Annotated in this window: 1 protein-coding gene; it reads left to right on the top strand. The window is 65.7% G+C overall.

The annotated features are described in order from the left end of the window. Nucleotides 1–318: FAD-dependent oxidoreductase (locus EN852_RS38030; RefSeq protein WP_189546563.1), on the top strand; the 318-nt coding region annotated here is incomplete at both ends.

Here is a 318-nt window from a genome sequence, read left to right as displayed (position 1 = left end):
CTCTTCCGATCTTGAAGGACCGGTGACGCTTATCGGCGACGAGCCGCATCTGCCTTATGAGCGGCCGCCGCTGTCGAAGGAAGCGATGGCCAGCGAGGCGCCGGTCATCAAGGCGATCGCCAGCGAAGAGTTTTTGGCCGAGCGCTCGATCCGGCACATCCATTCCATCCGGGCCGTCGCGATCGACCGCGCCGCACGCGCCGTGCAGCTGTCGGACGGTTCTTCCGTTCCCTATGACAAACTGCTGCTGGCGACCGGGTCCGTGCCGCGCAAGCTGCCGCTGCCGGGGCTGGGCGGACGCTGCGTTTATCTCAGAAC

The sequence above is a fragment of the Mesorhizobium sp. M2E.F.Ca.ET.209.01.1.1 genome (genome assembly GCF_004010375.2).
Classification (GTDB): domain Bacteria; phylum Pseudomonadota; class Alphaproteobacteria; order Rhizobiales; family Rhizobiaceae; genus Mesorhizobium.
The sequence above is the reverse complement of the archived record's forward strand: the minus strand, read 5'-3'. Positions and strand labels throughout refer to the sequence as shown.